Origin of the sequence: Sandaracinus amylolyticus, assembly GCF_000737325.1 — a bacterium.
Lineage (GTDB): Bacteria > Myxococcota_A > Polyangia > Polyangiales > Sandaracinaceae > Sandaracinus > Sandaracinus amylolyticus.
Window position 1 is genome coordinate 8538639 of record NZ_CP011125.1, and the last position, 23456, is coordinate 8562094.

General features: G+C 71.8%; 18 protein-coding genes and 1 tRNA gene. 9 read left to right on the plus strand and 10 right to left on the minus strand.

Going from position 1 to position 23456, the window contains the following annotated elements:
• Positions 1-17 precede the first annotated feature (17 nt).
• The 5 genes from DB32_RS35990 to DB32_RS36010 form a co-directional block, all read right to left on the minus strand.
• Positions 18-887 carry a hypothetical protein gene (locus DB32_RS35990; protein ID WP_157069776.1) on the minus strand — a complete coding sequence of 290 codons (870 nt, stop codon included), beginning with the start codon at positions 885-887 and terminating at the stop codon, positions 18-20.
• A gap of 68 nt (positions 888-955) precedes the next feature.
• Positions 956-3172, minus strand: coding sequence for an AAA family ATPase (locus tag DB32_RS35995; RefSeq protein WP_157069778.1), 2217 nt, complete (start codon positions 3170-3172; stop codon positions 956-958).
• Positions 3111-3887: a MalT transcriptional regulator family protein gene (locus tag DB32_RS36000; protein ID WP_053237189.1), complete on the minus strand. Its 777-nt coding sequence runs from the start codon at positions 3885-3887 to the stop codon at positions 3111-3113. Before DB32_RS36000 ends, DB32_RS35995 begins: the two co-directional genes overlap by 62 nt.
• A gap of 33 nt (positions 3888-3920) precedes the next feature.
• Positions 3921-5930, minus strand: coding sequence for an AAA family ATPase (locus DB32_RS36005; RefSeq protein ID WP_053237190.1), 2010 nt, complete (start codon positions 5928-5930; stop codon positions 3921-3923).
• Positions 5931-5933: 3 nt separating this feature from the next.
• The gene (locus DB32_RS36010) at positions 5934-6713 is read right to left on the minus strand and encodes a P-loop NTPase family protein (RefSeq protein ID WP_053237192.1); all 780 of its coding nucleotides are present in this window, start codon (positions 6711-6713) and stop codon (positions 5934-5936) included.
• A gap of 2 nt (positions 6714-6715) precedes the next feature.
• Between DB32_RS36010 and DB32_RS36015 the strand changes: the two genes are divergently transcribed.
• The 3 genes from DB32_RS36015 (at position 6716) to DB32_RS36025 (ending at position 13749) form a co-directional block, all read left to right on the plus strand.
• Positions 6716-10291, plus strand: a complete 3576-nt coding sequence (locus DB32_RS36015) for a hypothetical protein (RefSeq protein ID WP_157069780.1) — start codon at positions 6716-6718, stop codon at positions 10289-10291.
• A 1-nt stretch (position 10292) separates the two neighbouring features.
• Positions 10293-12926, plus strand: coding sequence for an amidohydrolase family protein (locus DB32_RS36020; protein ID WP_053237195.1), 2634 nt, complete (start codon positions 10293-10295; stop codon positions 12924-12926).
• 118 nt (positions 12927-13044) lie between these two features.
• Positions 13045-13749 (plus strand): hypothetical protein, encoded by a 705-nt coding sequence (locus tag DB32_RS36025; protein WP_157069783.1) that lies wholly within the window; start codon positions 13045-13047, stop codon positions 13747-13749.
• A gap of 4 nt (positions 13750-13753) precedes the next feature.
• On the opposite strand, the gene DB32_RS36030 is transcribed toward DB32_RS36025, so the two are convergent.
• Positions 13754-14671 carry a DUF481 domain-containing protein gene (locus DB32_RS36030; RefSeq protein WP_053237197.1) on the minus strand — a complete coding sequence of 306 codons (918 nt, stop codon included), beginning with the start codon at positions 14669-14671 and terminating at the stop codon, positions 13754-13756.
• A gap of 115 nt (positions 14672-14786) precedes the next feature.
• Here DB32_RS36030 and DB32_RS47530 point away from each other — a divergent pair, with 115 nt between their 5' ends.
• The 3 genes from DB32_RS47530 to DB32_RS36045 all read left to right on the plus strand — a co-directional run bounded on the left by DB32_RS47530 (position 14787) and on the right by DB32_RS36045 (position 17195).
• Entirely contained in the window at positions 14787-16106 is a 1320-nt protein-coding gene (locus DB32_RS47530) for a porin family protein (protein ID WP_053237198.1), read from the plus strand.
• A 119-nt stretch (positions 16107-16225) separates the two neighbouring features.
• Positions 16226-16299: transfer RNA gene (locus DB32_RS36040), tRNA-Pro, on the plus strand.
• Between the two features lie 287 nt (positions 16300-16586).
• Positions 16587-17195, plus strand: a complete 609-nt coding sequence (locus DB32_RS36045; protein ID WP_075097709.1) for a response regulator — start codon at positions 16587-16589, stop codon at positions 17193-17195.
• Here the strand turns inward: DB32_RS36045 and DB32_RS36050 are convergent, their stop codons facing one another.
• Together DB32_RS36050 and DB32_RS36055 are read right to left on the minus strand one after the other, a co-directional pair.
• Positions 17196-17471 carry a hypothetical protein gene (locus tag DB32_RS36050; RefSeq protein WP_157069792.1) on the minus strand — a complete coding sequence of 92 codons (276 nt, stop codon included), beginning with the start codon at positions 17469-17471 and terminating at the stop codon, positions 17196-17198.
• Between the two features lie 78 nt (positions 17472-17549).
• Complete coding sequence (locus DB32_RS36055; protein WP_157069794.1) at positions 17550-17825, minus strand: hypothetical protein; 276 nt, start codon at positions 17823-17825, stop codon at positions 17550-17552.
• Positions 17826-17915: 90 nt separating this feature from the next.
• On the opposite strand from DB32_RS36055, the gene DB32_RS36060 reads away from it, so the two are divergent.
• Positions 17916-18662 carry a hypothetical protein gene (locus DB32_RS36060; protein ID WP_157069796.1) on the plus strand — a complete coding sequence of 249 codons (747 nt, stop codon included), beginning with the start codon at positions 17916-17918 and terminating at the stop codon, positions 18660-18662.
• Here the strand turns inward: DB32_RS36060 and DB32_RS36065 are convergent, their stop codons facing one another.
• Positions 18663-20261, minus strand: a complete 1599-nt coding sequence (locus DB32_RS36065) for an NAD(P)/FAD-dependent oxidoreductase (RefSeq protein WP_205627103.1) — start codon at positions 20259-20261, stop codon at positions 18663-18665.
• A 76-nt stretch (positions 20262-20337) separates the two neighbouring features.
• On the opposite strand from DB32_RS36065, the gene DB32_RS36070 reads away from it, so the two are divergent.
• Entirely contained in the window at positions 20338-21282 is a 945-nt protein-coding gene (locus tag DB32_RS36070; RefSeq protein ID WP_157069798.1) for a hypothetical protein, read from the plus strand.
• Between the two features lie 14 nt (positions 21283-21296).
• On the opposite strand, the gene DB32_RS36075 is transcribed toward DB32_RS36070, so the two are convergent.
• Complete coding sequence (locus DB32_RS36075; RefSeq protein WP_157069801.1) at positions 21297-22412, minus strand: tetratricopeptide repeat protein; 1116 nt, start codon at positions 22410-22412, stop codon at positions 21297-21299.
• Positions 22413-22473: 61 nt separating this feature from the next.
• On the opposite strand from DB32_RS36075, the gene DB32_RS36080 reads away from it, so the two are divergent.
• Positions 22474-23442: a hypothetical protein gene (locus tag DB32_RS36080; protein WP_053237204.1), complete on the plus strand. Its 969-nt coding sequence runs from the start codon at positions 22474-22476 to the stop codon at positions 23440-23442.
• Positions 23443-23456 lie beyond the last annotated feature (14 nt).

Below are 23456 nucleotides of genomic sequence, written 5' to 3' on the forward strand. Positions count from 1 at the left end.
GCAGAGGAACGGGTCGATCAGCTCTCGGGCGAGACCGGCTGCGCGGGGCTCGCCGCTGCGGTCTCGCGAGCCCGAGGCTCGATCGGCGCGGTGAGCGCGTCGGCGAGGCGAGGCCGGGTCTCGGAGAACGTGGCGCGCGCGGCAGCGCGGAGGTGGTCCAGGCGATCGAGCAGCACGTCGAGCGCGATCTGCAGGTCGTCGGCGTCATCGGCGCGCCTTACTGCGCGGTCGACCTCGGCGCGCTTCGCGCCCGTGACATGCGAGTCCGCGAGCTCGATCGCGTCCTCGGCGGCCTGCAGCACCTGATCGGTCAGCGCAGGGAACCGGGCACGCACGCTGCGCGCGCCGGACACGATCGCGCGCGCCTCGCTCGGCAACGCGCGCGTGGGCTTGATCGGAGCGCCGAAGCCGAGGGCGTCGCGCGCAGGGTCGCCGGGGCGCGTGGTGTCCTCGACGATCGCGCGGAGCGTCGAGAGCTTGCGCGCCAGCTCGCCGAGCGGTGAGGCCGCCCCGGGCGCGCCCGCGATCCGATCGCGGCGCGAGGCGTCGAGACGGTCGAACGCGGTCCACGCCGCGGCATGGAAGCCTCGCGGCAGCGCCGGGTCGAGGATCGCGCGGTACTTCCACGCGAGCTTCAAGCGGACCTCGGCGTTTTTCAGCGCGACGTCGAAGCTCTCCACCGAGCGATCCGAGCGCTCCGCCGGCGCGAGCACGACTGGCTCGAAGTGCGGCCGCTCCAACTCGTCCGCCTCCGCGACCGCTGAGGGCTCGGCGCCATTCGTCCGAGGCTCGGCGGCGTCCGTCCGGCCCCCACCGGCGTTCTTCTTGGCCCGACCGGCGTTCCTCTTGGCCCCACCGGCGTTCTTCTTCCCGCGTGCGGTCGCCACGTTGCTCCCCCGTGCTGTGGACGCGTCAAGCTCGCTCGGTACGCGCGGGGGCGTCAAGGGCCCGAGGGTTATCCGGGAGGTTCCTGTGACGGCGAGGTGTCGTGAGGCGGCGGCGAGGTGGGAGTCGTCGAGTCGGAGGGACATCGGCGCTCACAGGCCCGCAGCGCCGCGCGCGCGTCGTCGAGCTCGCCTGTGCACGTCGCTAGCGCAGCATGCGCCTGCGCTCCTGCGTCGCGTGCGTCGTCGCGCTCCCGGGTGCGCGTCGCCAGCGCGGCAAGCGACTGCGCTCCTGCGTCGAGCGCATCGTCCCGCTCCCGGGTGCGCGTCGCCAGCGCAGCAAGCGCCTGCGCTCCTCCGTCGAGCGCGTCGTCCCGTTCCCTGGTGCGCGTCGCCAGCGCAGCAAGCGCCTGCGCTCCTCCGTCGAGCGCATCCTCCCGCTCCCGGGTGCGCGTCGCCAGCGCGCCGCGCGCCTGCGCTCCTCCGTCGAGCGCATCCTCCCGCTCCCGGATGACCCGAGCAAGCGCCTGCACTCCTGCGTCCAACTCGCGTCGCATTCGGGCAAGCTGCTGCGCTCCCCCATCGACCGCGTCCCGCGCCTGGTCGCGCTCCGCTGTACGCGTCGCCAGGGCACGCATTCCCCCATCTACCGCCTGGTCGTGCATCGTCTGTGCACGCGCGTCGGCTTCGTGGACGAAAAGGCGGAGCTCGCTCTCGATCCGGCTGATGTGCGCCTCGAACGCCTCACGCTCCTGCGGCTCGGTGACCTGCCCGATCGCGTTCCGCAGGACTGCGAGCTGGTCCTCGACGCCTCGTACGTCGTCGCGCGGCGCCTCCGGCGCGAGCTGCGCTTCCAGGTCCCTGATCCGCTGCTCCCGCTCCGCGCTCACGACCGACACCCCGGCGACGGCCACGAGCGCGACGATCACCGTGACCGCCGCCGCCAGGAGCACCGCCCTGTGGCGACGTGTGCGCGCGGCGAGCTCGCTCGCGTCGAGGAACGCCTGCTCTTCGAGCGTCGCCTCGTTCTCGACGAGCCACTGCCTCGCGCGCGCCAGCGCGTCGCCGCGCAGCAAGTGACGCGGTGCCCGGCCCGACCCGAGCCACTCGCGGCTGACGTCGCGATACGGGCGCTTGAGCAGCGCCTCTTCGCGATCCAGCCATCGTCGGTCGAACGCTTCCTGGATGAACTTGCCGCGGAGCTCGAGCCGCAGCCGCGATGCGTCGCCCTCGATCGCGGCGCGGCGCGCCAGCCCGACGAACCAGAGCAGCTCGCCTGCGTCGCGCTGTGCGGCATCGCGCGCGTCGACGACGGGGAGCTCCCCGTCGAGCAGGCGCCGGTAGAGCGACAGCGCCTGCGCGCGCTGCGCGGGCGGAGCGTGAAGCTGCTCCATCTGATCGCGCATGAACGCGAACAACGCGTCGGCGTCATTCGGCTTCTGGGTCCTGCTCCTGCCCAACAGGTTCTGGGCGGCCGCGTGAACCCGCTGATCGACCGAGCCCTCTCGCTCTCCTCGAGCGATCGCCTCGCACAGGCGCTGGAACAGGTAGGGATGACCGCCGGTCCACTCGCCGAGCCGATCGGCGAGCACCGGGATGTCGATGGTCCCTTGGAGCTCGCTCTGTTCGAGCGCGGCCCTCATGCCCGCGGGGTCGAGGTCGCGGAGGTCGACATTCGGCAGGCGCGTGACTGCAGTCGCGGCGGCAGGCCCGAGATCGCTGGGCCGGCACATGCCAGCTAGCGCGACGCCGAGCCGACCTCCAGCCCGTTCGCTGAGCTCGAGCAGGGTGCCGAGCACGTCGCCCGCGAGCTGCGGTCCGAGGAAGTTGACCTCGTCGATCAGGAGCACGAGCGGCTTCGGCCCCGCGAGTGCCGCGGCGAGCACGCCGGTCAGGCGCGCGCGGAGCTCGCCCGGCGGGGGCTCGGGGACCTGGAGCTCGCTCGCGAGCTGTTGGACGATTGTCTTCGCGTGCTCGGCGTCGCTCACGTCGCGCTCGCGGTCGCGCTCGGGCAGTTTGACGTAGCCGACCCGCCGGCCCTCGCGCTCGAGCTCCGCCTGCGCGAGCAGCAACGCGCTCGTCTTGCCGAGCCGCGCCGGGCCGAGGACGGTGCACGCTTGGCCTTTGCGCAGTGTGTCGATGAGCGCCGCGATCTCGCGGCGCGGCACGAACAGGTCGCGGCCGACGCGGACCGGGCGCCCTGCGACGAAACGAGCACTCATGATTTCACCTCGCCAGCTTCGACAGGAGCGGCACGGCCAGCGTGGGGTTGCTAGGCGAACCGGCAACCAAGCCCCAGCTCCGAAGCTTCAGCCACTCGTCGGGCCGGAGTGTCCCACCAGGCAGCTCGAAGAGCGTCTCCAGCGTCCCGCCCTCGATCTCGCGGCTCAGTGTCCGCACCCAGTCGTCGAACGGACAATCCGACCGTTTGGGATCGAGCGCGTGCAGCACGGGCATCCCGCGCGCGACGGCAGAAAGCACTTGGAGCATCAGGTACGGGTGACCGCCCGTCAGCGTGCGCACCGTGGTGAGGTCGGCGCGGCTGATCGGCGCGTCTAGCGCGGCAGCCAGTGACTGCGCCTCTGCCGAGCTGAGCGGAGCCACCGCGAACGGGGTCACGCGCGCGAGCAGGTACGGCGGAGAGAACTCGAGTGGCTCGAGGGTCGAGACCAGCACCAGCCTCACGGGCTCCACCTTGCCCCTGACGATGTCGATCACCCAGTTGTCGATCGTCTGGAACAGATCGACCGGCAGCTCCTCGAGACCGCTCAGCACCAGAACGCCGGCATCCGCACGTCGGTCCTTCACGACCGAGGGCACCTCCGGGGCGCTGACCCAGCGCACGCGCCCGTAGCCCGCGAGCCGCGTCATCGCGGTGTGCTTGCCGTACCGTTTCGGCCCATGGACGAGCACGGAGTTCGGGATGCCCTGCTCGGGTTTGACGGCGAGCGCGTTCTGAACGGCTGTCTCCCAGGCGCGCTTCAGCGGCGGAGCGGAGGTCATCACCGCGAGTGTCGCCGACGTCGAGCGGCCGCTTCAAGGACGCTCAGGTCTGAGTTCCTGCTCGCACGTCGCAAGCGCCGCGCGAGCCTGGTCACGCTCCTGCGTGCGCAACGCCAGCCCAGCATTCGCCTGGTCGCGCTCGGTACGAGCCTGGTCGCGCTCTCGCGTGCACGATGTCAGCGCAGCACTCGCCTGATCGCGCTCCTGGATGCGCGTCGTCAGCGCCGCAAACGCCTGAGCGCACTCCTGGGTGCGCGTCGCCAGCGTTGCGAGCGCCTCGTCGCGCTCCGCCGTTCGCGTCGTCAGGTCCCGGCGCGCATCATCACGCTCGTGCGTCCGCGAGGCCAGCGCGTCGCGCGCGTCGTCGCGTTCCCGCGTTCGCGTCGTCAGCGCTCGATACGCCTCCTCCGTGTGCGTCGCCAGGTCGCGGAGCGCATCGTCGCGTTGCTGCGTGCGCACCGCCAGATCGCGTCGCAGCGCTTCGCGCTCCTCGATGATCGTCTGTGCGTGCGCGTCGGTTCCTCGGACGTAGAGTTCGAACTCGCCTTCAATCCGGCTGATGTGCGCCTCGAACGCCTCACGCTCCTGCGGCTCGGTGACCTGCCCGATCGCGCTCCGCAAGGCTGCGAGCTGGTCCTCGATGCCCTGCACATCGCCGCGCGGCTCCACCGGCGCGAGCTGCGCTTCCAGATCCCTGATCCGCTGCTCCCGCTCCGCGCTCGTGACGGACAGCCCGACGACGGCCACGAGCGAGACGATCACCGTGGACGCAGTCGCCAGGAGCGCGACCCTGAGGCGGCGTGTGCGCACTGCGAGCTCGCTCGCGTCGAGGAACGCTTGCTCCTCGAGCGTCGCTTCGTTCGCCGCGAGCCACTGCCTCGCGCGCGCCAGCGCGTCACCGCGCAGGAGGTGTCGCGGCGATCGGCCGGACGCGAGCCACTCACGGCTCACATCGCGAAACGGGCGCTCGAGCAGCGCCTCTTCGCGGTCCAGCCAGCGCCGGTCGAACGCCTCTTGGATCAACCTGCCGCGGAGCTGGAGGCGCAGCCGCGACGCGTCACCCTCGATCGGGACGCGGCGCGCCAGACCGACGAACCAGAGAAGCTCGGCCGCCTCGCGCTGCGCCGCGTCGCGCGCGTCGATGACGGGAAGCTCCCCATCGAGCAGGCGCCGGTAGAGCGACAGCGCCTGGGCGCGCTGCGCGGGCGCTGCGTGAAGCTGCTCCATCTGATCGCGCATGAACGAGAGGAGTGGATCGGCGTCCTTCGACTTCTGCGCCTTGTTCCTGCCCAACAGGTTCTGGGCGGCCGCGTGGACCCGCTGATCGACCGAGCCCTCTCGGTCGCCACGCGCGATCGCCTCGCACAGGCGCTGGAACAGGTAGGGATGACCGCCGGTCCACTCGCCGAGCCGATCGGCGAGCACCGGGATGTCGATGGTCCCTTGGAGCTCGCTCTGTTCGAGCGCGGCCCTCATGCCCGCGGGGTCGAGGTCGCGAAGGTCCACGTTGGGCAAGAGGGCCAGGGCGCTTGCCGCGGCAGGCCCGAGATCGCTGGGCCGGCACATGCCCGCGAGCGCGACGGCGAGGCGGCCGCCAGCGCGCTCGCAGACGTCGAGTAGGGTGCCGAGTACGTCGCCCGCGAGCTGCGGTCCGAGGAAGTTGATCTCGTCGATCAAAAGCACCAACGGCTTCGGCGCCGCGAGCGCCGCGGCGAGCACGGCGGTGAGGCGCGCGCGGAGGTCGCCCGATGGGCGGTCGGGGATCTGAAGCTCTGTCGCGAGCTGTTGGACGATGTTGTTTGCGTGCTCGGCATCGCTGACCTCCCGCTCATGGAGCTTGAGATAGCCGACGCGCCGGCCCTCGCGCTCAAGCTCCTCCTGCGCGAGCAGCAACGTGCTCGTCTTGCCGAGCCGCGCCGGGCCGAAGACGGTGCACGCGTGGCCTTTGCGCAGCGCATCGATGAGCGCGGCGATCTCGGGACGCGGCACGAAGAGATCGCGGCCGACGCGGACCGGGCGCCCTGCGACGAACCGAGCTGCCATCGTTCACCTCGCCAGCGTCGACAAGAGCGGCACCGCCAGAGTGGGATTGCCAGGCGAGCCGTCGACCAAGCCCCAGCTCCGCAACCTCATCCACTCGTCGGGCCGGAACGCCCCGCCGTACCTCGGCAGGTGGAACAGCTCCTCCAGCGTCCCGCCCTCGATCTCGCGGCACAGCGCCCGCACCCAGTCGTCGAACGGGCAGTCCGACCGCTTCGGATCGAGCGCGTGCAGCACAGGGACCCCGCGCGCGACGGCGGAGAGCACTTGGACCATCAGGTAGGGGTGGCCGCCCGCGAGCGTGAGCACGGCGCTGAGGTCGGCGGGGCTGATCGCCGCGCCGACCGCAGCGGCCAGTGAATGCGCCTCGGCCGAGCTGACCGGAGGCACGGCGAAAGGGGTCACGCCCGCGAGCAGATACGACGGGGAGAACTCGAGTGGCGCGACGCTCGAGACCAGCACCAGTCTCACCGGATCCGCCGTGCCTCTGCTGATATCGATTGCCCAGTCGTCAATCGTTTGCAGCAGGTCGACCGGCAGCTCCTCGAGACCGCTCAGCACCAGCACGTCGGCGTCCACGCGGCGGTCCTTCACCAGCGCGGGCACCTCGCGTGCGCTGGCCCAGCGCACGCGCCCGTGGCCCTCGAGCCGAATCATCGCGGTGTGTTTGCCGTACCGCTTCGGCCCGTGGACGAGCAGTGGGTTCGTGAACGCCTGCTGGGGCTTGGCGACGAGCGCGGTCCGAACGGCGGTCTCCCAAGCCCGAACGAACGGCAGCGGCGTCATCGGTGCGAGTCTGCGCGCTCCGCGACGCGGCTGTCGACTTCTCACCCGGCGAGCGCTCCGCGAGGTGGCGGACAATTTTCCGCTCACGCGGCCGTCGCGTACAATCTCGCGCCGACACGACACGAGGGGGTCGCGTGCCCGATCAGGTCTTCGCTCCACGACGAGAAGCGTCGGTCTTCCCGTACGACGAGCTCATCTCGGTCCAGCAGCAAGCGGTCGTTCGCATGCTCGACCTGCTCGCCGCGATGGCCACGTCGGACCTCAAGGGACCACACCCACGGAGCCGCGATACGCGCTTCGCCGCGGCGGTGGACTTCGAGCGCGAGAACCGTGTGATCCTCATCGACGGGTCGCGTGGATCCGGCAAGACCGCGGTGCTCGTGTCGCTGATCGAAGGCCTCGCGGCCGCGGCGTTCGGGGGCTTCCGGAACGACCGGGACGAAGCGGCGGCGAAGTACGACGCGCGGACGAGAGGGTACGTCGAGCTCGTCGAGAGACGGGAAGCGCGCGGCCGGATCATCCCGCTGCCAATCCTCGATCTGCAGCCCCTCCCAGACGGCGCGAACCTCGGTGCCTTGGTGATCGGACGCTTGCTCCGAGTCGCCGAGGAGCTCGGCAGCGAGCGACGCTGCGGCGAGCGCGGGGCGTCGCCGCCGCGCCGCGATGGCGAGGTGGACCGCGGAGAGCGCGAGAAGCTGGAGCGCGCGAGCGAGCAGCTCGCGCTCTCGCTCGCGAGCTGGGATGGCACGGCGGGCGCGCGCAAGGCGCACGTGGAGCCCTCCGTCTACGCGATGGAGCTGATCGAGGAAGCGCGCCTGGGGCTCGATCTCGACCTCACGTTCCGGGGCTTCATGGACGCGCTGTGCAAGCGCTACGAGCGCGGTCGATTCGACGGCTGCGGCGAGCCGCTCTTCGTGATCCCGGTCGACGACGCGGACATGAACCCACGGCGGATCTGGGAGCTGCTCTCGCTCGCGCGAGTGCTCTACCACCCGCGGCTCGCCTTCATCTTCACGGGAGACTCCACGCTCTTCGAGACGGTGCTACGCGCCGAGCTGCTCGCGGGTCTCTACGCGCCGTTGCGGAACATCCACCCTCACTGGGCGGAGGGCGCGCGGCTCGAGCCGCACGGCGCGACCGACCTCGCGGTCCAGCACTACGATCGCGCGATCCCGCCGCACCATCGGTGCAAAGTGGGCCCGATCGCGCCCGCGGATCGCCTCAAGATCTGGAGCGAGGGAGGCGGGCGCGGAAGCGTGGGTCACGGCACGACCGTGATGCTCGCCCTGCATCACCCGAGCGGCATCCGGCTCGGGGACCAAGAGCTCAACATGGCGCAGCTGTTCACTCTGGACGGCAAGCGCCCGGGACGGCTCGCCGCGCTGCTCCCGGATCGCCTGCGCGCGCTGCAGGACTTCGTCCGCTTCGTCGCAGATCGATCTCGGAGCGGTGACGGCACCACGCCGGCAACGACGGTCGCACGGCTCGTTCACGAGCTCTGGCGCGACGCGGTGCGCCGGAGCGGCCTCTCCACGTCGGAGCAACGCGAGCTCGACGAGGTCGTCACGCTCGGGGAGCGCGGCGAGCTCTCGATCGCCGCGGCGTCCCTGGAGATCCGGCGCGGCTTCCGATCGATCGACGTGATCGAGCTTCACGGGCCCGCCAGCATCGTGCTCCGCTCTCCGGCGCGAGGGCGTCTGTTCTGGACGAACGCGGCGTGGCGCGAGGACCGAGGGCGCCACGAGGCGCCGCTGCCGAGCGCGTTGCTCGCGTCGCTCGTGCTCGCGGTCGACGTCGCGTCGACGCGAGGGCGAGCGGCGTTCCTAGGCCGTGCGCCGGTGCCGCGTGAGCTCGACGGCCTCTTCGTGAAGACCCGCTACGAGCACGGGCGCCGGGAGCCCCTCGAGCTGGCCTGGCCGCAGCCGGAGTGGATGGGCTTCGTCTGGTCGGAGCGGCTCCGCGACGAGTGGGAGAACGTCGCGAATGGCAAAGGATTCGCCGAGATCGCGTACGACAAGATCCACGGGGGCTGTGTTCTGGCGGTGTACGTGGGGGCGGTGCTCGCGGCCGCCGGCATCCTCCGCGAGCCGCTCGTCCCCGAGCTCAAGTCGGATCCCGCGAAGGCGTACGCCTTCGTGATCGACCGCATCTCGAAAGACCTGCGCTCGGCGTTGCACCGCGACGACCCGGTCCGGCGCTGGGTCGTGGACGCGCTGCCGGTCGTGTGCGCACCGGAGTACGGGCTCGGCGCGCGCGACGCGAGCGCGGTCTACGACGCCATCCGGGGTGCGGTCCGCTACTGGGGCGAGAACGAGGAGCGCTGGGTCGAGCGCGTCGCACGCCGCCGAGTGAGGGTGATCGCAGACGCCCTCCGGCGCGCGGCCGCGGCGAGGCGCGACCCGGTGCGCGACGGTGAGGCGGACGAGATCGCGAGCGAGATCGACGCGAGTGTGTCGGGCTATCCCGTGCGCCAGCGGAGCGCAGACGAGCTCCTCCAGGCGGTCCTCGACGCTGTGCCCGTGGTCCACACCGACTCGTTCACGCGTGAGGTGCCCGCAACGCTGCTCGGCTACGCGCGAACCCGCCGCCGCGAGGCCCTGCTCGCGCGCACTCCGCCAGCGCTCCAGCAGCTCCTCGCGACGCTGATCGGCCACGTGCGGAGCGACCCCAAGAAGGGTCCGCGCGACGTGCTCCTCGAGGTCTGGCGCTGGCTGGGCAGGCAGAAGGCGTCGCAGGCGCGCGTGTTCTTCGACCCGGACCATCCGACCCAGGACGCGTTCCGCGTCGAGCGCGTCGCCGCGGCGAAGCTGGAAGGGGCGCTCTCACGCGTAGCGACGGCGCGGGCGCTCGAGATCGAGCGCGTGCTGAAGGGCTCGGACGACTCCTCGCTCGACCCGCTGGCCGACACGTTCCTCCGCATGCTGTGGGATCTCTCGCGCGATCTCGGCGACGACGACATGCCCTCGCTCGGCGCCAGGGACGTGTGGGACGGCTTCGAGCTCGAGCACCACGTCGCCGACCGTTCGTTCGTCACGAAGTGGCCCGCCCCGCCGTGGCCCGCGCTCTACGATTGGGAGCTGATGGACGACCGGTGGTACGCCGCGATCGACCAGCTCGCGCGGCGGAAGCGCCCCCTCGATCAGCCCGTGGTCGATGCGCTGGCGTTCGTCTTCATCGACGCGTGCGTCTCGCTCGGGAAGAGGCAGCGGACCAGCGGATCGCGGGTCGCGGAGGTCACGCCGATGCCCCCGAACGAATGGCAGGAGCTCGTCAAGCTCGCCTTCACGCGGAGCTCGGTGGACCACCGCGGACCGCGCTACGAGGCGTGGCAGCGCTGGCTGTACGAAGGACTCGTGCTCATGGCGGCGCCCGAGAGCGGGCTCTCGCCCGATCGGGCGTTCTTCCTGCTCGACGCGCTCTCGAACCACAGCCCGGTAGTGCTGCCGTGGGCCGAGCGCCAGGAGCGCCGGAAGCGCGCGATCGTCGCGCAAGGTCACAAGCCGGCGGTGGCGAACGCCATCCTCCGCGCGATCGACGACGGCGTGCCCGATCACCCGTGGCTCAAGTGGGCGCGCTGACATGCGCGACGGCTACGAGCATCGCTTCATCGCGCGCGCGCTGGCGTGGCCGCTCGCGAGCCCGGCGGCGTTCGCGGCGCGCACGGTCGAGCTCAAGCGCGAGAACGGCCGCCCCGAGCGAGCCACCGCGCCCCTCTACGACGCGCTCGAGGAAGAGCTCGCCCGCAGCGCGCGCGGCCTCTCGCTCGACGCGATCCGCGCGCTCGTGTCGTCGGCATGGTTCGGCAACATCGGGCTGGACGCGACCATCCCGCTGCGCCGGCACGTCGAAGAGCTCGCCCGCGAGCACCTCGACCTCGCGGGCGGCGTCCTCGTGATCCGCGACGCCGACGAGCGCGACGTCGATGCGGCGGCGATGGGGCTTCGCGGCGCTGATCGCGACGTTCGCGTTCGCCGGTTCCGCTGGCTCTCGCTGGAGCTGCCGAGCGACTTGATCGTGGCCGCGTGGTGGTCGCGGGCGCGCCGCCCGCCGATCACCGCGACGGTGTCGCTCGCGTCGCCGGCGCTGGCGGAGGAGCTCTCGCGCGGCGTGGCGGAGACGCACCTGCACGCGGGCACCGCGGTCGGATTCTCCACCGTCTGGGGCAACCTCATGGGCGAGCTACGGGGCGCGTTGCCCCCGCTGCGCGCCACCGAGACCTGGGCGCCTTCGCCCGGTGAGTTCAACAAGGTGCTCGTCGCGACCGCGATCGTGCGTTTGCTGCTCGCGCGCTTCCTCCGTTGCCCCCGCGCCACCAGGCTCGCGGAGCACCTCGACGATCAGGAGCGAACGCTGCGCGAAGATCTCGGCGTGTTCGCCGCGCCGATCGCCGACGCGAGGCACGTTCTGCTGCGCCGTCCGGGCACGCACGCCGACGCACCGGTGCTGCGCGCCGCGTACTCGCGGCTCGCGCCGCGGTGCCCACGCGACGCGGGGTCGATCGACGACCCGTTGGACGACGGGAGCTCGCGCCTCCCCGCCGAGATGTGCTTCACGTACGACGCGCTCGATTACTTGCGACAGCGAGACGACGTCGGCGATCCGCTCTTCGCGCAGCTCTTCTGGCAATACGTCCGCGCACGCAGCGCCGTGTTTCGATCCGTCACGATGGAAGCCGGGACCGGGGGGCTCGGCTGGTTCAGCCGTTACTCGCGGCGGACCGCCGCGCTCTCGGGCCACGCGCGAAAGAACGCGCTCCAGACCGCGCTCGAGCATCAGTCGCAGGGCGTCGCGCTGCGCTCGCTTGAGTTGCGCCTGAAGCCGCCCTCGACGGCCGGCGAGCTCTACGACATCGCGTATCGCGCCGCGCTCGCGGCCGCTCGTTTCAACGAGCGGCGCGCGCCGCTCCACCGTGACACCGAAGTCGGCCTGGTGCTCCACGTCACGAAGGACGCCACGCTCCGCAAACACGTCACGGGCGACCCGCGCGCGCTGCACGCGGGCGCGCGCTATGGCGCCTGGTATCGCAAGCAAGAGACGCTCGTCGTCACGACCGAGGACGCGCTCGAGCGAACCCCCGAGCTCTTGCTCTTGCTGCGAGGGCTCGACGTCGCGGCGGAGGAGCTGGCGATCCCGCTGTGGCCGGTGCTGCCGCTGCTCCGACGGCTGCGACAGGCGGGGATGCGGGCGGCGGAGCGCTGCGCGACGCGGAAGCCGGAGTGGAACGTGGAGCCGCTGCGGCTGACGTTTCATGCGGGCGAGGAGTACCGACGGCTGACGGAGGGTCTCCGTCGCATCCACGAGCTGGTGGAGTTCCGGGTGCTCCGACCGGGCGATCGGATCGGCCACGCGGTCGCGTTGGGCATGCACCCCGCTCGCGCGGCGGAGCGCGCCGAGGTGATGCCGCAGCCGCTGGAGGAACGGCTCGATGACCTCTTGTGGGAGATCGATCTCTACGCGTCGGGAGCGATCGACGCGCGCGCGCAGCGGCTGGCGAAGGTCGAGCAGGAAGCGGAGCTGCTCGCGAGCCGGCTGTTCGGCGGCGCGCTCCGGGGCGCGTCGCTGTCGGACGTGCGTCGCGCGCGGCGGCTGCGCCACGACTGCGATCGGCTGCTGGCGCTCGGATTTCCCTTCCCGATCGGGCCCGAACCGACCGGGCTGAGCGAGGCCGAGCGGCTGATGCACGCTCACGTGACCAGCCGAGACCTCTTCGAGCGGAGCATCGAGCTCGTCGAGGTGCGGACCGATCCCGACGAGCTCGAGCTGCTCGAGCGCGTGCAGGGCAAGCTGCGCGGCGAGCTCGGACGGCTCGAGATCGTCATCGAGAGCAACCCCTCGAGCAATTGGCTGATCGGCGATCTGCTCGCGATCGACGACCACCCGGCGTTCCGGCTCCAGCCGATTCCCGGGAGGGAGGAAGCGGGGCACGTGCCGGTGCTCCTCACGGTCAACACCGACAACCCGTTGACGTTCGCGACGTCGATCGGGGACGAGTTCGCGCACATCTATTTCGCGCTCATCCGCTCGGGGCTCTCGAGCCAGGACGCGCTCGCGTGGCTCGCGCGCGTGCGAGAGAACGGGCTCCGGTCGCGGTTCACGCTCCGAGCGAGCGCGGTGCCCGCAGAGTTGCTCCGGTTCATCGACCGTCTCCCCGTGAGCGACCGGCAGAAATCGTATGCCCGTCGGTCCGTCTCCGAAGCCAGGCGACGCTTGTGAGGTCTCGACAGCTCGTCGCGCCCAGTGCCGACATCACGCCGGTCCGAATTGCGAAATGCGCGTGCGCGCGACGACGCGCTTGCGATCGCCGCGCCGCGGGCCGAAGCGACGGAGCAGGATGCGCAAGTCTTCGTCTTCGACGTCTCTCGCGTTCGCGCTCCTCGCTTCCGCGTGTGGTCCATCCGAGGTCGACCCCGCGCAGTTCGAGGCCGACGCGATCACGATCGCCTGCGAGCGTGCCTTCGACTGCTGCGACACGACCGAGCTGCGCGAGGAGTTCGCGCCGTTCGGGCGACCGCCCGCGACCTTCGACGAGTGCGTGACGCTCCTCCGGGGCCGCATCACCGGCGAGGGCATCAGCGCGTCGGTCGGCGCGACGCGCGCCGCGTACGACGCCGACGCCGCGCGCGCATGCATCGACTCGATCAGCGCGCTCACGTGCAGCGAGTACCGCGGCGGCGTGCTCGCCGTCGCCGCCATCTCCGGCGCGTGCGGCGAAGCGCTCACCGCCCTCGTGCCGTCCGGCGGCCTGTGCACGCAGGACTACGAGTGCCAGACCGGGTTCTGCGAGACCGGCGGCATCGGCGACGGCAACTGCCAGACGATCCCCGGCCCCGGCGAGCCCTGCACCTACCGCTGCACCGAGGGCTACTACTGCACGCGCGGCAGCTGCGAGGCGCGGCTCGCCGACGGCGCCGCGTGCAACGCCGCCGACGAGTGCCAGAGCCGAAGGTGCGAAGGCGCCGATCCGCGCGCCGGTGTCCAGGGCGTCTGCGCGCCGCTCACCGGCTACTGCGACGGCGCCGCGCCCGCCGACGACTGATCGATCACAGCAGCGTGTAGACGAGCGTCAGCACGGTCGTCGTGTCGACCGAGTCGGTGCCCGGAACCGGCACGTTGTCGAACAGCAGCGTGAAGCGCAGGCCCGCCGCGAGGTTGTTGTCGATGCGCAGGCGGAACTCGCTGATCGACGTGAGGCGCACGTTCTCGCCGTCGACGACGTCGAAGAGCGCCTCGAGGCCGGTGCGGAACTGCCAGGCCTCGTTCATGTGGTTGTCGTAGCCGAGGAACACGCGGACCGAGTACTGGTCCTGCAGGTTCGGCAGGAAGCACGCGGGCGTCGGCATCCCGTCGATCACCATCCCGCACGTCTCGGGATCCGCCGCGGGGTTCGGCAGCGGGTTCGGATACCGATCGTCGACCGTCACGTCGAAGCCGAGCTCGCCCCAGAGGCGATGCTCGTTCGCCGGGCCCTCGCGGAAGATGTTCCGCAGGTAGCCGAGCTGGCCCTGGAACCGGAAGTCGAGGCCCGCGAACGTGTCGTGGCGCCCGCCGACCGACGCGAAGAGCGCGTCGTCGGGATCGAGGAAGAAGTCGTAGCGCAGGCGCCCGAGGATGTTGCGCGCGTTGTCCTCGAAGTCCGACCACTCGCGCGTCGTGTTGTCGCGGAGCGCCGCGAGCCCGAGCGTCGCCTGCAGATCGAGCGTGAAGAGGTGCTGGTCGCGGTGGATCAGGAAGTTCGTCGCGCCCGCGAGCTGCAGCGAGCGGCTGTTGCCGAAGTTCAGCGTACCGCCGAGCTGGATCGTGAACACCTCGTCGTCGGCGTCCTCCTCGGGCGGCGCGGCGATCGCCTCGGTGTGCTGCGCGGCCGCGGCTGGCTGAGCGAGCGCGGGCTCGGCCCAGCCCAACGATGCGATGCCCGCGAGCGCGAGCGCGGCGATGACGGTCTCGATCCTCGACAGCATGGAATCCTCCGCCGATGACGTCCGCACCGGCGGCCCAGGGCTAGAGGCTGGGGCCCCGGAACGCAAGGAACCGTCGCTTGCGGGCGCGCGAGCCGCGTCCGACGATGCCGCTCCCATGCGCCCTGCCCTCGCTGCCGCGCTCGTCGTGCTCGCCCTGATCGCCCCATCGCGCGCCCGCGCCGGCAACGACGACGCGGTGCTGCTCGGCAACGAGGCCGCGATGGCCGGCGGCGCGGTGAGCGCGGTCGTCAGCGACGGATCGGCGACCTGGTACAACCCCGCCGGCATCGCCGCCGTCGATCGCGACACGCTGGATCTGAGCGGCAGCGCGACGATGCTGCGCATCGCCGACACGCCCGGCCTGCTCCGCTCCGCGACCGGCGCGCAGGCGAACGGCGGCTACTACGAGTTCCTCGGCATCCCGAGCGCCGTGACGCTGGTGCGCCGCCTCGACTGCATCACGTCGCTCGGCCTCGGCATCTTCGTGCCGCAGCTCACGGGCCACACCGATCGTGTCGGCCTCGAGGAGCTCACGCCCGACTACCTCGCGCGCTTCCAGCTCACGCAGCAGGAGTCGAGCTCGACCTACTACGGCGGCATCACGCTCGGCGTCGCGCTCGCGCCGAACGTGCGCATCGGCGTGACGCTCTACGGCACCTACCGCCAGTTCGCGCTGACCACCCAGTTCTTCGGCGGCGCGGAGCGCGGCGGCGAGGACCTCGTCGCGTTCGGCGTCGCGAGCCTCACGTCGATCCAGAGCGTCAGCATCGAGGTCGGCGCCGGGATCCAGTGGGAGATCGTCCCGGGCGTGCTCTTCGGCGCGTCGCTCCGCTCTCCAGGTCTGCTGCTCGGCTCGCTCTATCGCGTCACGTCGTCGAGCTTCGCCGCGGGCCCCGACGACCTCGAGCTCGACATCTCCGACGGCAGCGGGCTCGAGCCGCGCATCGACATGGTCACGCCCGCGCGGCTGCGCGTCGGGCTCGCGTATCGCTGGGACGGCGGCTGGATCGGGATCGACGGCGACGTGCAGCACGCGCTGGTGCGCCCCGGGATCGGCGTGGACCGCGAGTGGGTCGGCGGCGTGCGCATCGGCGGTCGCGTGCAGATCGACGGCACGATCTCGATGGGCGCGGGCCTGTTCACGGATCTCGACGCGACGCGCGCGGTGGGCGACTACGGACAGACTCAGCTCGACTTCTTCGGCGGGACGTACGGCCTCGAGCTGCGGAACCCGCATCGCCTCGGCGAGGGCGAGAACGCCGCGGACATCGTGTTCGTGAACACGTTCGCGCTCCGCTACGCGGTCGGCGTCGGGCGCATCGGCGGCCTGCAGTTCGACACGATGCCCGAGATGGGCGAGGGCATCTCGATCGTCGAGGTGGACACGCAGGTGCACGAGATCTCGCTGCACCTCGGATCGGCGCTCTACTTCTGATCCGCTCCGCGCTTCGGGACCCCGGCTTTCCAACGGCAGATCGAATTCTTCTCAGCCGTGAGTACAGCCACACTTGACACCACGAGCTTTGCCGGGTAGGTAAACCGCCGTTCTTTCACCGGGGCGTAGCGCAGCCTGGTAGCGCACACGGTTCGGGACCGTGGAGTCGAAGGTTCAAATCCTTTCGCCCCGACTCTCTTTCTCCCCGGGGGGTTCCACCCCCCTCTCGACCCCGGCCGCTCCGCGGGTCGTTTCCTAGGGGGGCTCGCCTCCCTCGACCCCGGTCGCACCGCGGGTCGTCTTCCGGGGGGTGGCTCCAGCCCCCTTTCGACGGGTTCGACCCGGCCGCTCCGTGGGCCCGCCCGAGGCGGGGCTGAAACGGAGGGCCACCGCCGCCTCGAGCGTTTCTGTCCTGCCGTCTCGGCGGGGGCGGCCGCTTCTTGTCTTCTCGACCTGAACGGCTTTTCGAGGGAGGGCGGAGTGAGCAAGCCGATTCCTGCGGTCAAGGTCCTCGTCGTCGACGACGACAAGGAGATCTGCGACTACATGGAGACCTTCCTCGCGAAGGACGGTTTCCAGGTCACCGCGAAGAACGATCCGACACACGTCGAGGAAGAGGTCCGCATCGGCGGTTACCACCTCGTCGTGCTCGACTTGATGATGCCGAAGATGGACGGGCTCGACGTCCTCAAGCGCATCCGCAAGGTCGACTCGGACATCGCGGTCGTCATCTTCACCGGCTATCCGAGCCTCGACTCCGCCGTGCAGGCGATGAAGCTCGACGCCGTCGACTACCTGCGGAAGCCCTTCAACCCCGAAGAGTTCCGCGCGGTGCTCGACCGCGTGATGCGCAAGAAGGGTCTCATCCGCACGCCGGAGGAGAACCTCCACCGGCACATCGGCGAGACGATCCGCAACCTGCGCAAGGAGCGGAACCTGACGCTGAAGCAGATGGCGCGGCGCACCGCGCTCAGCGTGTCGCTGCTCAGCCAGATCGAGCGCGCGGAGTCGAGCGCGTCGATCAGCTCGCTCTACAAGATCGCCGTCGCGCTCGACGTGCGCATCGGCGATCTGTTCGGCGACTTCTGATCAGCGCTCGGGGTCGGCCTCGACCACCGGCGCGCCCGGCGGGTACGTGCCGGGATCGATGGTGCCCGGGGGCGTGTCCTCGCCCTGCCCGGTGTGCGTCATCTCGGGATCGTCCAGCTCGTTCGGGACGTGGACGTTCTCCTGACGCTCGGTCGGCGTGAGCGCGCCGGGGTCCTGGCGGTGCTCCTCCGAGAGCGTCTCGTCGCTCTCGCGACCGCAGCCTCCGAGCGCGAGCAGTCCGCCGATCACGAGCGTGAGCAGGGCTCGATTCCGCATGCTTGCCACCTCCGCCGCGGAGGTTTCGCAAGATGGAGGCCGGGCCGTGGCACGTCGCGACACGCCACGCGGGCGTGCTCACGCGCCCCAGGGCTCCATCTGCTTGACGACCCATGCGACGTCGAGCGCGTCGCGCTCGATCGCGCGCGCCCGTCGCTCCTCGTCGACGCCCTGCACGTCGACGTGCGTCGGCGCGCGATCGTCGCTCCACGTCACCTCGATCGACGCGTCGGGGTGGTCGCGCCGGAGCGCATCGCGCAGCAGCCCCGCGTAGCGCGCGGCGCAGGCCTGGGCGTCGAGCCCGTCGTTCGCGCCGACGAGCGCGCGCGCACCGAACGTGACGTTGAGCCTCACGCACGCGAGCCTACCGCCGCGGTCGGGCTCACGCATTTTCTCGCGGGGGAGGCCTAGGCGGAGGCCGGCCTGATCTGAGAAACAGGCGGCGTGATCGCTGACCGCTTTCGTTTCTTGCTGGTTTCGTCGCTCCTTGGGTGCGCCGCGTGCGGGCGCGTCGGGTACGACCCGTCCGACGCGTCGCTCGATGCGGCGTGCGCGACCGACGAGATCGTGTGCGGCGCGTTCGAAGGCCCGCTCGGCGGGTGGGGCGTGCGCATCGAGCCGGACAGCGACGCAATCGTGCGCGTCGTCGACGATCCCGAGCGCGGCGGCGCGCTCGCGGTCACGTCGGAGGGCACGGGCCACGGGCTCGCGGTCGCCGAGACGTACTTCGCGCCGGTGACCGAGGGATCGCTGCACGGGCGGGTGTGGGTGCGGATCGGCGCGCGCACGCACGTCGACGAGTTCGTGGTGCTCGTGCAGCTCGACGACGGCAACGACGCGGGCACGCAGAAGGTGTCGCTCGATCTCCTCCAGGGCGATGCGATCGGGCTCACCGCGACGACGGCGCACCCCGCGGTCCGCAACGGCACGGCCGCGGGCACGATCCGCCGCGACGAGTGGATGTGCCTGCGCTTCGAGGTCGATCTGCGCGACGACGGAGGCGCGGCGAGGCTCTCCGAGGGCGATCGGACGCTGGTGAGCGCGGACGCGATCGACACGATCCCCGAGGGCGGCTTCCGGCGGCTCATGCTCGGCGCGGTGGGCGAGCGCGCCGGGGTGCGCGACGTGATGTTCGACGACGTCGCGCTGGCGCGACACCCGCTGCCCTGCCCAGGTGCCCCGGGACGATGATCAGGCGCTGATCGTGATGCGCAGCCGCTCGGCGATCGCGTGCGCGACGCGCATGCCGTCGAGCGCCGCGCTCACGATGCCGCCCGCGTAGCCCGCGCCCTCGCCCGCCGGATAGAGCCCGTCGAGCGACGGCGACAGCAGCGTCTCGGGGTCGCGCGGCACGCGCACCGGCGCGCTGGTGCGCGACTCGACGCCGACGAGCACCGCGTCCTCGCCGACGTAGCCGCGCATGCGGCGATCGAACGCGCCGAGCGCCTCGCGCAAGCGCTTGCTGAACGAGATGCCCGCGACGTCGAGCACGTCGGCGACGTTCGTCGGCTCGAGCCCCGGTAGGTAGCTCGACGACGGCGCGCTGCTCGATGCGTGGCCGCGCACGAAGTCGGTGGCGCGCGTCGCGGGCGCCTTGAGCATGCCGTTGCCCGCCTGCATCGCGGCGCGCTCGATCGTGCGCTGGAGCTCGACGCCGCCGAGCGGGCCGCGGAAGCCGGCGCGCTCCCAGTCCTCGACCTCGCACGACACCACGAGCCCCGAGTTCGCGTAGGGCGAGTCGCGCCGCGAGAGGCTCATGCCGTTGACCACGAGCCCGTCGGGCTCGGTCGACGCGGGCACGATCCATCCGCCGGGGCACATGCAGAACGAGAAGACACCGCGCTCCTCGACCTGCTGCACGATCTTGTAGGAGGCCGCGGGGAGCTTCGGGTGCTCGAAGTCGCGCCCGTACTGGATGCGATCGATCAGCGGCTGCGGGTGCTCGATGCGCACGCCGAGCGCGAACGGCTTCGCCTCGAGGGTCACGCCCGCGCGCAGCAGCAGCTCGAACACGTCGCGCGCGGAGTGCCCGGTCGCCATCACCACCGCGTCCGCGCCGAGCTCGCGACCGTCGTCGAGCCGCACGCCGGTGACGCGACGGTGTCGGCCGTGCGGCGTCGTGATCAGGTCGACGACCTTCGCGCCGAACTCGAAGCGCACGCCATGCTGCTCGAGGCGCTCGCGGATCCCGGAGACGACCTTGGGCAGCTTGTTCGAGCCGATGTGCGGGCGCGCGTCGACGAGGATGTCCTCGGGCGCGCCGTGGAGCGCGAGGATCTCCATCACGTCGCGCACCGGGCCGCGCTTGTGCGAGCGCGTGTAGAGCTTGCCGTCGGAGTACGTGCCCGCGCCGCCCTCGCCGAAGCAGTAGTTGCTGTCGGGGTCGACGACGCCGCGGCGCTGCAGGCCCTTCAGGTCGTGGCGGCGCGGCTGGACGGTCTTGCCGCGATCGACGACCACACACGCGATCCCGTCGCGCGCGAGCTGGTACGCCGCGAAGAGACCACACGGTCCGTCGCCGACGATCACGACGCGCGGCTCGCCGCGCACGTCGTTCGGCTGGGGATCGGCGAGCGCGATCGTGTCGCTCGGCTCACGCAGGCCGAGCACGACGTGGAAGCGCACGCGCCCACCACGCGCGTCGATCGAGCGCTTGCGCAACGCGACGTGGGGCAGCGCGTCGGGCGGGACGCGCAGGATGCGCGCGGCGCGGGCGCGCAGCGACATCGGATCGTCGGGCTCGTCGAGCCCGAGATCGAGCTCGATCTCCTCGGGAAGCGCGCGGCGCACGGGGCGGAATGTAGTGCGGCACGCCCAGGTTGGCCCGCGAGTGCGACGGGTCGCGGCGAGCGCTACGGTGTTCGACGTGGAGAGCACGCCGGACCTCGATCTCGCGGCGGGCGAGCCGGTGTTCAAGGCGGCACCGGTGCGCATCGCCGCGTCGCCGGGCGCGTTCGGCGGGCTCGAGGGCTCGGCGGTGCTCACGTCGCAGCGGCTGATCGTCGTGCCCGGCGCGATGGGCGAGGTGCGGCGCGGCGATCCGCTGCAGCGTGCGCTCGCGACGTTGTGGGAGCGGGTGAAGCCCGCGGTGCTCGACGCGTTCCCGATCGCGCGGCTGCTGAGCCGCGCGCGCGATCGCAACGCGCAGCTCGCGGCGCGGGCGCGGCCCGGCATCGAGATCCCGCTGGAGACGGTGCGACGCGCGTTCGAGGCGCGCCTGCCGGGCTGGATCGGGCTCGAGCTCGCGCTGCCGCTGCCCGATCCGCGGCCGCCGTTCGCGCTCTATCTGCAGCTCGACGTCGGGCCCGGACCGCACCGCGAGTGGGCGCAGCAGATCGAGGCGCTCCGCACGTCGGCGCCCGCGCGCCCCGAGCTCGAGCGTCCCTACGCGCTCTTCTATCTGCTGCAGCCGCCGCCGCGCCCGATGGTGCGGGTGCGCAGCGCGGAAGGGACGCGCAAGGGCGCGCTGGTGCTGCACGCCGACGGACCCGCGATCGCGACGACGTTCGCGAGCGAGCGCGTGCTGCTGCCGTACGAGTCGATCACACGCATCGTGTACGCCGCGCCGACGTCGTGGCGGCGAAGCTTCCTGCGCATCGAAGCGGGCGAGCACGTGATGCGCGTCGAGCCGCAGAAGGACTGGGACGCGCAGCGCCTGCACGACAGCGCGCACCTGCTCGCGGAGATCGCGGGCGTGCCGCTGCGTCGCGACATGGGCGACGTGCGCGCGGCGCGCGTGATGACGGCGGTGATGACGGCTGCGGGCGCGGCGGCGGCGGTCGCGTACGAAGTGCTGCAGTCGCTGCCCTGAGCGCGCTGCGATCGTCAGCGCCCTTCGCGGAGCTCGTCGGCGAGCGCAGGGAGGCCGCCCTGGGTGATCGCGTCCGCGACGATCGCGCGCGCCTCTTCGTACGCCGACGCGCCCGCGGGCACCGCCGCGGCGATCGTCGCCGCATCACCGAGCCGGCCTTGCGCCAGGCGGGCGCGCGCGAGCACGACGCGCGCATCGGCGCCGCTGCCGCTCGCGAGCGCGGTCTCGGCCAGCTCCGCCGCGTTCTCGGGCTCGCCGAGCACCAGCCACGCGCGCGCGACCTCGAGCATCTCGTCGGGGCGCTCCGGCGTCCACGACGCGAGCAGCGCCTCGATCTCGGCGCGCGCGTCCGCCGCGATCAGCACCCGCAGCCGCAGCGCGCGGCTCACCGAGCCCTCGGGCATCAGCGCGAGCAGGCGGTACGCGAGGATCGGATGCCCCGCCTCGAGCGCTTGCTCCGCCGCGCGCGAGACCTCGTCGCGATGCTGCGGCGAGCGACGCGCGAGCTCGAGCGCGGCGAGCCCCGCGGTCGCCGCGTCGCCGCGCGCCATCGCGAGCGACAAGCGCGCGCGCGCGGCCCCGACGCCGCCTTCGTGCTCCGCGAGGTAGCGCTCGAGCACGGCGTCGGCGCGCTCGCCCGCGCCGCTCTCGCGCAGCACGCGCGAGAGCGCGATCACCGGCTCCTCGCTGCCCTCGCCGCTCTCGACCGCGCGCGCGTACGCGTCGACCGCTTCCGCGAGCTCGCCGTGGCGCTCCGCGATCGCGCCGCGGGCCATGGCGATCGCCTCGGAGCGCGGGTCGAGGCGATCGCCCTCGTCGAGCGCGCGCTCGGCCGCATCGCGGTCACCGAGCTGATCGCGCACGTCGGCGAGGCGCGCGATCACCAGCGGGTCGTCGATCGCGCCGGCGCGCGCGAGCTCGTAGTGATCGGCGGCCGCCCGCAGGTCGCCGGCCTCGCGCGCGAGCTCGCCGCGGACGAAGTGCTCGTACGAGTGCGGCCCGACGAACACGCCGAGCCTGCGCTCGCCGCCGATCGTGCGCTCGATCGGATAGCCGCCGCGCGGGCCGCACGCCGCGAGCGACGACGCGAGCACCAGCGCGAGAGAGCACGTTCGGGCGAGACGGACCACGGACGCGCGAACATAGCGGACGCAGCGGGCCCCGGGCACTCGTCCCGAGTAGAGTCGGAGCGTGCGCGCGCAACGAATCGCGAGCTGGGGGCTCGCGCTGCTCGTCGTCCTCGCCGTTCCGTTCGTCGCACCGCCGCGCGCCGCTGCGGGACCGTGGACGCCGGAGCCAGGGCACGGGTATCTGAAGCTCTGGCTCAAGTGGACCTGCAACTGCGGGTTCGGCTACGTCGCGAGCGACGGCAGCACGTACGACTACGGCTTCTACACCGAGATCTTCGCGAACGCGTACGGCGAGATCGGGATCGTGCCGGGGCTCGCGGCGTGGGTGCACTGGCCGGTCGTCGAGACCTTCTTGCTCGAAGACACGCGGCGCGGGCACGTCCGCGATCACACCGTGATCGGCGATCCCGCGATCGGACTGCGCTGGAGGTTCCTGCGCGCCGGGCGCTTCGCGAGCGCGCTGGAGGCCGGCGTGCGCCTCCCGTTCGCGCCGAGCGGCGAGGTGCAGCCGGTGTACGGGCGCGATCCGCCGCACGAGCAGATCGGCGCGCTGCGCGTGGGCACCGGCGTGTTCGACGTCCCGCTCGCGCTCTCGATCGGCTACGCGTGGGACGGGTTCTATCTCGCGGGGAGCGGCGGGTACGTCGCGCGCACCGGCGACTTCGATCACGTCGCGACGTGGAGCGCCGAGGGCGGCGGCACGTTCGACTTCGGGCTCTCGCTGCGCGTGCGCTTCGTCGGATGGCACTCGATCGGGAACGGCGCGGAGAGCAGCTACCACGAGAGCCCGAGCGGGATCGGGAGCGGGACCAACTACACGGGCTTCGCGGTCGAGATCGACTATCCGTTCGAGCGCGACTGGTGGATCGGGGCGACGATCGAAGGCGGGATGTTCGCGCTCTCGCGACAGACCGGCGGACCGGTCGTGACGCTCTACGTCGCGACGCGGTTCTCGGTCGTCGAGGACCCGGCGCCGCAGCCGCAGACCGAGCCCGTGGTGCCGAGCGAGGAGACGGACGTCGCTCCGTGAGCGTGTGCGCGTCG

Bases quoted from the DNA above. Each gene is read 5' to 3' on its own strand.
- DB32_RS36030 (WP_053237197.1), bottom strand. From the start codon at position 14,671: ATGCTGTCGAGGATCGAGACCGTCATCGCCGCGCTCGCGCTCGCGGGC.
- DB32_RS36010 (WP_053237192.1), bottom strand. From the start codon at position 6,713: ATGACGCCGCTGCCGTTCGTTCGGGCTTGGGAGACCGCCGTTCGGACC.
- DB32_RS47530 (WP_053237198.1), top strand. From the start codon at position 14,787: ATGCGCCCTGCCCTCGCTGCCGCGCTCGTCGTGCTCGCCCTGATCGCC.
- DB32_RS36020 (WP_053237195.1), top strand. From the start codon at position 10,293: ATGCGCGACGGCTACGAGCATCGCTTCATCGCGCGCGCGCTGGCGTGG.
- DB32_RS36000 (WP_053237189.1), bottom strand. From the start codon at position 3,887: ATGACCTCCGCTCCGCCGCTGAAGCGCGCCTGGGAGACAGCCGTTCAG.
- DB32_RS36050 (WP_157069792.1), bottom strand. From the start codon at position 17,471: ATGCGGAATCGAGCCCTGCTCACGCTCGTGATCGGCGGACTGCTCGCG.
- DB32_RS36005 (WP_053237190.1), bottom strand. From the start codon at position 5,930: ATGGCAGCTCGGTTCGTCGCAGGGCGCCCGGTCCGCGTCGGCCGCGAT.
- DB32_RS36025 (WP_157069783.1), top strand. From the start codon at position 13,045: ATGCGCAAGTCTTCGTCTTCGACGTCTCTCGCGTTCGCGCTCCTCGCT.